Raw genomic sequence first — 7,672 nt, 5'->3', positions numbered from 1 at the left:
CTCCACAAGCACCCACACGAATTGCTTGATTCAGTTGTTAAAGAGCGGTTGGTTAAGATCTTTCGTCTCAACCGAGGCGCGCATTCTACAGCAGCCTCATTTGCTGTCAAGTGATTATTTTCAGAAGCTTCGAGATTTTCCTCAACAACTTCAACCACTTGCGCTTTCGATCTCTCGTCAGCGGGAGGCGAATTCTACAGCGTTACACGCTGCTGTCAACACCTCTTTTTCAACTTCCTTTTGGCTTCGATGAACTGAAGCAACCTGCTGCCGAAAAACACATAACTCATTGTTTACCAAGGAGTTTTCCGTTTCGACTGCGCCGGAAGTGGGGCGAATTATAGGCTTCTAGAATCTGCCGTCAACCATTAATTCAATTTATCTATCGAAGCCCCCGAACCCCCTCAGAACCCTCTCTTTATAGAGAGAAGAACCCACTAATTGAGCAATATATTGCTCAATTAGTGGCAGTTGATCATCATAGTGCCTTCTGCCTCTATATGAACCTGGACGAACACCCCCAATGACCACTTCATCCCGCAGCCTGGGCTCGGCACTATTCCCCGTCGGCCTGCTGCTGATTGCCATGGCCTCGATCCAGTCGGGCGCCTCACTGGCCAAGAGTATGTTCCCGATTGTCGGCGCCCAAGGCACCACCACGCTGCGCCTGGTTTTTGCCAGCATCATCATGCTGCTGTTGCTTCGTCCCTGGCGCGCAAAACTCACCGCCAAATCACTGCGCACCGTCATCGTGTATGGGATGGCGCTGGGCGGCATGAACTTCCTCTTCTATATGTCATTGCGCACCGTTCCCCTGGGTATCGCGGTAGCCCTGGAATTCACCGGCCCACTGGCCGTAGCCATCTATGCTTCGCGCCGCGCTGTCGACTTCCTGTGGATAGCCCTGGCCATCGTGGGCCTGCTGCTATTAATACCGGTTGGTGAAGCCAGCCAAGGCATCGACCTGACCGGCGCCGCCTACGCACTGGGCGCGGGCATCTGCTGGGCCCTCTATATTTTGTTCGGGCAGAAGGCCGGCGCAGACAACGGCGTCCAGACCGCCGCCCTCGGCGTGATGATCGCCGCGCTGTTCGTGGCCCCTATCGGGATCGTTCACGCCGGTAGCGCACTGCTGACACCCTCGCTGATTCCAATCGCCATTGGCGTGGCGATTCTTTCCACCGCCCTCCCCTATACCCTGGAGATGGTCGCCCTGACCCGACTGCCCGCACGCACCTTCGGCACCCTGATGAGTATCGAGCCCGCATTCGGCGCGCTTTCGGGGCTGTTTTTCCTCCAGGAATACCTGTCCCTGGCGCAATGGCTGGCGATCGCCTGCATTATCATGGCCTCCGTCGGCGCTACCCTGACCATGCGCAGCCAGTCGAAGCCAATCGTCGCGGCAGATTGAGACAGGATTTAACGAAGCTCTGGTATTTGCCGCTCAATTAGGCCATGTTTAGTCTGTAACTCAGTGTCAGTCATGGAGATTTTCGAATAGGGACATCCACGGACGCTACACTTGAGAGCGAGCAAAGCCAGCATCGGGCATTCCAACGGCGCGGCTATTAAGGATGGTAATGAAGCGAATTTTGATAGTGTTTGTCGTGATCGCCCTGGCTGGGTGTGCCGCGACCACCAAGACAGAAGTCAAACGCGGAAAGAAAGGGTTGCATATCAACTGCTCTGGCCTGTCCTCCTCCTGGGACCAGTGCTACACCAGCGCAGCCAATTCGTGCGGCAAGAAGGGCTACCGGGTCATCGCCAAGTCCAGCGACAACACGGAAGAGCCGGGTGATTATCCCTTCGGTATCAACCCTGCCGGCTATACCAGCCGCAGCATGATAGTGCTCTGCAAGTAAGAGCTCATTGCTGGGTGATTCTCTGGCTGAGCTCTTTATAGCTCGATGAAAGCACCTGCGCTTGAACGTGCGGGTCAACCATCATCCTGGCAACCACCAGCGCCCCCACACACTGGGACAAAATGGCCCAGGCCAGGCTGTCACTCTCCAACGTCCGCGCCCAGTTGGCCTGCAGCCGACAGATCCACGCCTGCGCCTGCTGACGTACAGCTATATCCGCACGCGCAATATCCGCCCCCATGCTTGGCAACGCACACCCGTCCTGCACCTGCTCTACGTGGGCCATGCTCAAATAGATCTTCAGGCACCGCCCCAGGCGCTCGCGACTCTGCACTTCCCCCGCCCCCAAACGCTCAAGGCTTTGGCTCAATTCGCGCTCGACGATTGAACCGAACAGCGCATCCTTGGAGGAAAAGTGGCTATAGAACGCGCCCCCACTCAAGCCAATGGCTTTCATCAAGCCGTCTACACCAACGCTGGCAAACCCTTCTTTCTTGGCCAGTGCCGCGCTGCTCTGCAGAAGCTTGTCTCTGGTTTGCTGCTTGTGACTGACTGAATAGCGCATTGCCTCTCCCCCAAAATACATGACCTTGACGCCTGTCGAATCGTAGCATAACGTTCGTTTAGTTAACGATCGTTTACCCAAGGATCTGCCATGACTGAGAATAAGAAAATCGTACTGGTCGTCGGTGCAGGCGATGCTACAGGCGGCGCCATCGCCAAGCGTTTTGCCCGTGAAGGTTATGTCGCCTGCGTCACCCGGCGCAGTGCCGACAAGCTGCAACCCCTGGTGGACAGCATCCAGGCGTCCGGCGGCGAAGCCCATGGCTTTGCCTGCGATGCACGCAAGGAGGACGAGGTGATCGCGCTGATCGAGCAGATCGAACACGAGCTGGGTCCGATTGAGGCATTCGTGTTCAACATCGGCGCCAACGTGCCGTGCAGCATCCTCGAAGAAACTGCGCGCAAATATTTCAAGATCTGGGAGATGGCCTGCTTCTCAGGCTTCCTCAATGCCCGGGAAGTGGCCAAGCGCATGGTGACGCGCCGGCGCGGGACGATCCTGTTTACCGGTGCCACCGCCGGGCTGCGCGGCGCAGCGGGATTTGCCGCCTTCGCCGGGGCCAAGCACGGCATCCGCGCCCTGGCCCAAAGCATGGCGCGCGAACTGGGCCCGATGAACATCCATGTGGCCCACGTGGTGGTGGATGGCGCCATCGACACTGACTTCATCCGCGACAACTTCCCCAGCAAATATGCCCTCAAGGACCAGGACGGCATCCTTGATCCCGCGCATATCGCCGATAACTATTGGCACCTGCACAGCCAGCCACGGGATGCCTGGACCTTCGAGCTGGACCTGCGCCCCTGGAACGAAACCTGGTAAGCACGCCTACATAACAATAAGCAGCGAGCATCCGACATGAGCAAAACCCTGGAATTCTTCTTCGACCTCGGCAGCCCCACCACCTACCTGGCGTACACCCAACTGCCCGGAATCTGTGGCGAAACCGGCAGCCAACTGGTGTACCAGCCCATCCTGCTGGGCGGCATTTTCAAGGCCACCGGCAACGCCTCGCCCATCACCATCCCGGCCAAGGGTCGCTACATGCTGCAAGACCTGGCACGCTACGCCAGGCGCTACGATGTGCCCCTCAAGTTCAACCCGCACTTCCCCATCAACACCTTGACGCTGATGCGCGCCGTCACCGGCATTCAGCTACGCCAGCCAGAGCGCTTTGTCGACTTCATCGACTGCCTGTTCCAGGCGTTATGGGTGGAGGGGCGCAACCTCGGTGATCCGGCCGTCGTCGCGCAAGTCCTGACGGAACACGGCTTCGATCCGGCAAAGGTATTGGAGCTGACTCAGGATGAGGACGTAAAGGACGCCCTCAAGCGCAAGACCGAAGAGGCGATTGCCCGTGGCGTGTTTGGTGCGCCGAGCCTGTTTGTCGATCAACAACTGTTCTTTGGCCAGGATCGCCTGGACTTTGTCCGCGAAGCCTTGAGTTAAAATCTGCAAGCCGCTCGCAGGCCACACCTGCGAGCGGCCGGTCCTTATATAGCGGCCGTGCGCAGCTGCAACCATTCCAGCGCAGCGCCACTGAGCAACGGGCTCAGACGTTGACGCACCTCGCCATGGTAGTCGTTGAACCACTGCCGCTCCTCGGTCGTCAGCAACGACGGCACCAGGCAACGGGTATCGATTGGGCACAGCGTCAGGGTTTCGAACTTGAGGAACTCGCCAAACTCGGTCTTGCCCGCCTCTCGGTTGAGCACCAGGTTCTCGATACGTACGCCCCAACGGCCCGGGCGGTAGGTACCCGGTTCAATGGAGGTGATCATGCCCGGCTGCATGGCGGTTTGCGGCGCGGCTGCGGCTTGGTACGCAATCACCTGCGGGCCTTCATGGACATTGAGGAAGTAACCCACCCCATGCCCGGTGCCATGACCATAATCCACGCCTTCGGCCCAGATCGGCGCGCGAGCGATGGCGTCCAGCAAAGGCGAGAGGATGCCCTTGGGGAATTGCGCACGCGACAGGGCAATCACCCCCTTGAGCACCCGCGTGCAATCGCGCTTTTGCTCCTCGCTCGGCGTACCGATGGGCACCATCCGCGTGATATCAGTGGTACCACCCAGGTACTGGCCGCCCGAATCGATCAACAACAGGCCATCACCTTCGATGACCGCATGCTCTTCTTCAGTGGCGTGATAGTGCGGCATTGCGCCATTACTGTTGAAGGCGGCGATGGTATTGAAGCTCAACGACACGTAATCCGGGCGCCGCGTACGCGCGGCCGTCAGGTGTTCGTCAATCGTCAACTCGGTGATGCGCTCGCGGCCCAGGGCCGAGTCCAGCCAGGCGAAAAACTCGCACAAGGCCGCGCCATCCTGCTCCATGGCCCGGCGAATATGCTCGGCGTCCGCCAAGCTTTTACAGGACTTGGCCAGCGTGGTCGGGTTGAGCCCTTCCACCAGCTTGACCCCACTGGCCAGGTTATCCAGCAACCCTGCGGTCACGCGTGCCGGATCAACCTGCAGGCTGGCACCGCTCGGCACCTCCCCCAGGGCCGCGGACACTTCGCTGTAGTCACGCAGCGTCACGCCATCGCGCTCCAGCACCCCACGCAACTGGGCATCGACCTTGCCGAGGGCCACAAACAGGGTAGCCTGCTGCTGGTTGATCAGGGCAAATGACACAAACACCGGGTTGAACGAAACATCTGCACCGCGAAGGTTGAACAGCCAGGCGATGTCGTCCAGGGTGGCAATGAAATGCCAATCCGCGTTCTTTTCTTTGAGGCTGGCGCGCAGTGCCGCGAGCTTTTCGCCACGGCTGACCGTGGCCTGGGGTGGCAGGTGCTGATAGATCGGCTGGTTTGGCAGGGCCGGACGGTCGGTCCAGACCTCGTTCAACAGATCGATATCGGTCCGCAGGCGCGCCCCCCGCTCAGCCAGTTTGCCGCCCAGGGTGCGGGCGGACGCAACGGCCATCACCGCGCCGTCCACCGCTACTACGCCGCCTTCCGGGGTTTGCTCACCCAGCCATTCCAGCGGGCCGGGCTGCCCTGGTTGCAGCTTCACCAACTCGATGCCGCTGCCGTTGAGTTCCTTGCTCGCCTGCTCCCAGTAACGGCTGTCAGCCCAGACCCCGGCAAAATCAGGCGTGACGATCAGCGTACCGACCGACCCATGAAACCCCGACAACCACTGCCGCCCCTGCCAGTAGCCCGGCAAGTATTCGGACAGGTGCGGGTCGGCCGATGGCACCAGCAAGGCATCGATGCCCTCCCGTTTCATCAACTCGCGGGTATGCGCCAGGCGCTGGGGAACCGTTCCATGGGTCAAAGGCTGCGTAGTCATCATGTCTCCTGCTAACCACTCATAATTGTTATGTGTTTCAAACTGCCCAGAAGGCCGGTGCGCTGGCCAGCGAGCGCTTGATCAATTGCACCGCCTGATCGATATCCTGCGCGGTGGTAAACCGCCCAAGGCTCAGGCGAATGGTGCGACCGGCGCTGCGCGCATCATGCCCGAGGGCAAGCAGAACATGGGACGGCGCATTGCTTGCCGAATTGCAGGCAGAGGTCGCCGAAAACGCGATACCGGCGCTCAAGGCCGCCGAGTTGAACTCGCCTTCGCTGAACGTCAGGCTCAAGGTGTGAGGAATGCGCTGGGTGGCGCTGCCGTTCAGGCGCACACCGGGAATGCTCAGCAATTGTTCAAGCAGACGCTGGCGCAGGGCGACAATACCCGCCGACTCTTCGGCAAAAAATTGCCCCGCCAACGCGAAGGCGCTGCCCATGCCGGCGATCTGGTGTGTTGCCAGGGTGCCCGAACGCAACCCGCCTTCATGGCCGCCGCCGTGGATCTGCGCCGTGACGTTCTGCTGCGCCCGCGGCCCGACATACAACGCGCCGATACCCTTGGGGCCATACAACTTGTGTGCAGAAAACGACATCAGGTCGACCGGCCAGCGCGCCAGGTCGATCTCGACCTTGCCGGCGCCCTGCGCCGCATCCACATGCAACAGCGCCCCATGCTCACGCACCCGCGCGCCAATGGCCGGGATGTCGTTGAGCGTACCCAATTCATTGTTGACCAACATCAACGACACCAGGAACGTGTCTTCCCGCAGTGCCTGGCTGACGGCCTCGGCGGTGATCAGGCCCTCGCTGTCCGGCACCAGGTAGGTCACGGCAATCCCGGCTTCCTGCAATTGGCGCGCGGTATCCAGGGTCGCCTTGTGCTCGATCTGGCTGGTGATGATATGGCCACCGGCCACACCCCGCGCCTGGGCCACACCCTTGAGCGCAAGGTTGTTGGATTCGGTAGCGCCTGAAGTCCAGACGATCTGTTCGGCCTCGGCCCCCACCAGTTCCGCCACCTGCCGGCGCGCCTGCTCGACCGTGTGCCGGGCCTGTTGGCCAAAGGCATGGGAGCTGGACGCAGGGTTACCAAAGTTGGCGTTGAAACCCAGGCACTCGACCATGACCTGGATGACCCGCTCATCCACCGGTGTGGTGGCGGCGTAGTCGAAATACAAAGGACGTTTATTCATGACGTTAAAGACCCGCAGAGCATGTTCCCGAGAGCAGCGTCCCAGGGGCAGCGATCAGTACAGAGATCGTCAGGTTAACCCGATCGGATGCCGTTAAAGAATTTAAAAGTGCGTAGGAACGCTCCTGAAATTGAGCTTAACAGGCTCGATGAAAAGGATGGAAAACAAAAAGCCCGAAGTTCCTGCGGGGAACCTCGGGCTCGGGACCACAGCCAATGCTTTTAGCTGGGGCGGTCATGCAACATCACGTTGCGTTCGGCATTCATTTCGCCCTGGCGATCAAAGCCAAACGGCTTCTGCAACCGGCCAGCCAGCTCGGCTTTCTTCTGTTGATATTCGTCAAACGACAGACCACGACGATTGAGCCCCTCCATCGCCAACTGCCTGGTTTCCTCGGCGGTATACGGGCGCAGTTCGGGGCCTGGCTGGGCGACACAACCGGCAAGGAAAGAGGCAATCAATAACAAGACAACAGAGAGGGAGTGGTTCATGGCGAAGGTCCGGCGAATGGGGCGTCAAGGCAATGAACACAAGCTACTCCTGCCCCCTCCCAGGGAAAAATCATCCGCTGTGATAGTCGCTATCAGCCAATCCTGCATATTCTTTACAGGTCTATAAATAGAGAAATACGTTCGTTTACGGAATAAACAAGACGCTCTATAACGGTCCCCGAACGCCGCAACTGTTGTTTACACAACCGTTGGCCAGGCGACACCCTCTGTTGAACATCGCTCAAGGACTTGTC

General features: G+C 59.5%; 9 protein-coding genes. 5 read left to right on the top strand and 4 right to left on the bottom strand.

From position 1 onward, the window contains the following. Positions 1-523: 523 nt before the first annotated feature. Both rhtA and HBO12_RS17980 read left to right on the top strand, forming a co-directional pair. Positions 524-1,411, top strand: a complete 888-nt coding sequence (gene rhtA, locus HBO12_RS17985; protein ID WP_170042854.1) for a threonine/homoserine exporter RhtA — start codon at positions 524-526, stop codon at positions 1,409-1,411. A gap of 169 nt (positions 1,412-1,580) precedes the next feature. Beyond that, on the top strand, positions 1,581-1,862 hold the full coding sequence (locus HBO12_RS17980) for a hypothetical protein (RefSeq protein WP_170042853.1): 282 nt from the start codon (positions 1,581-1,583) through the stop codon (positions 1,860-1,862). Positions 1,863-1,866: 4 nt separating this feature from the next. On the opposite strand, the gene HBO12_RS17975 is transcribed toward HBO12_RS17980, so the two are convergent. Beyond that, complete coding sequence (locus HBO12_RS17975) at positions 1,867-2,427, bottom strand: TetR/AcrR family transcriptional regulator (RefSeq protein WP_170042867.1); 561 nt, start codon at positions 2,425-2,427, stop codon at positions 1,867-1,869. A 90-nt stretch (positions 2,428-2,517) separates the two neighbouring features. Here HBO12_RS17975 and HBO12_RS17970 point away from each other — a divergent pair, with 90 nt between their 5' ends. Together HBO12_RS17970 and HBO12_RS17965 are read left to right on the top strand one after the other, a co-directional pair. Continuing rightward, positions 2,518-3,249, top strand: coding sequence for an SDR family oxidoreductase (locus tag HBO12_RS17970; RefSeq protein ID WP_170042852.1), 732 nt, complete (start codon positions 2,518-2,520; stop codon positions 3,247-3,249). Positions 3,250-3,285: 36 nt separating this feature from the next. Next, positions 3,286-3,876, top strand: a complete 591-nt coding sequence (locus HBO12_RS17965; protein WP_169957220.1) for a 2-hydroxychromene-2-carboxylate isomerase — start codon at positions 3,286-3,288, stop codon at positions 3,874-3,876. Between the two features lie 44 nt (positions 3,877-3,920). On the opposite strand, the gene HBO12_RS17960 is transcribed toward HBO12_RS17965, so the two are convergent. From HBO12_RS17960 to HBO12_RS17950, 3 genes are all read right to left on the bottom strand, one after another. After that, the gene (locus HBO12_RS17960; protein ID WP_170042851.1) at positions 3,921-5,729 is read right to left on the bottom strand and encodes an aminopeptidase P family protein; all 1,809 of its coding nucleotides are present in this window, start codon (positions 5,727-5,729) and stop codon (positions 3,921-3,923) included. 37 nt (positions 5,730-5,766) lie between these two features. After that, positions 5,767-6,927, bottom strand: a complete 1,161-nt coding sequence (locus tag HBO12_RS17955; protein WP_170042850.1) for a cysteine desulfurase family protein — start codon at positions 6,925-6,927, stop codon at positions 5,767-5,769. Between the two features lie 221 nt (positions 6,928-7,148). Further along, a complete protein-coding gene (locus tag HBO12_RS17950; protein ID WP_170042849.1) occupies positions 7,149-7,418 on the bottom strand; it encodes a hypothetical protein in 270 nt (89 codons plus the stop codon). A 168-nt stretch (positions 7,419-7,586) separates the two neighbouring features. Here HBO12_RS17950 and HBO12_RS28805 point away from each other — a divergent pair, with 168 nt between their 5' ends. Beyond that, positions 7,587-7,652, top strand: a complete 66-nt coding sequence (locus HBO12_RS28805) for a (2Fe-2S)-binding protein (protein WP_463671617.1) — start codon at positions 7,587-7,589, stop codon at positions 7,650-7,652. The last annotated feature ends 20 nt before the right edge of the window (positions 7,653-7,672 follow it).

The sequence above is a fragment of the Pseudomonas sp. WS 5059 genome (assembly GCF_012985525.1).
GTDB lineage: Bacteria > Pseudomonadota > Gammaproteobacteria > Pseudomonadales > Pseudomonadaceae > Aquipseudomonas.
The sequence above is the reverse complement of the archived record's forward strand: the minus strand, read 5'-3'. Positions and strand labels throughout refer to the sequence as shown.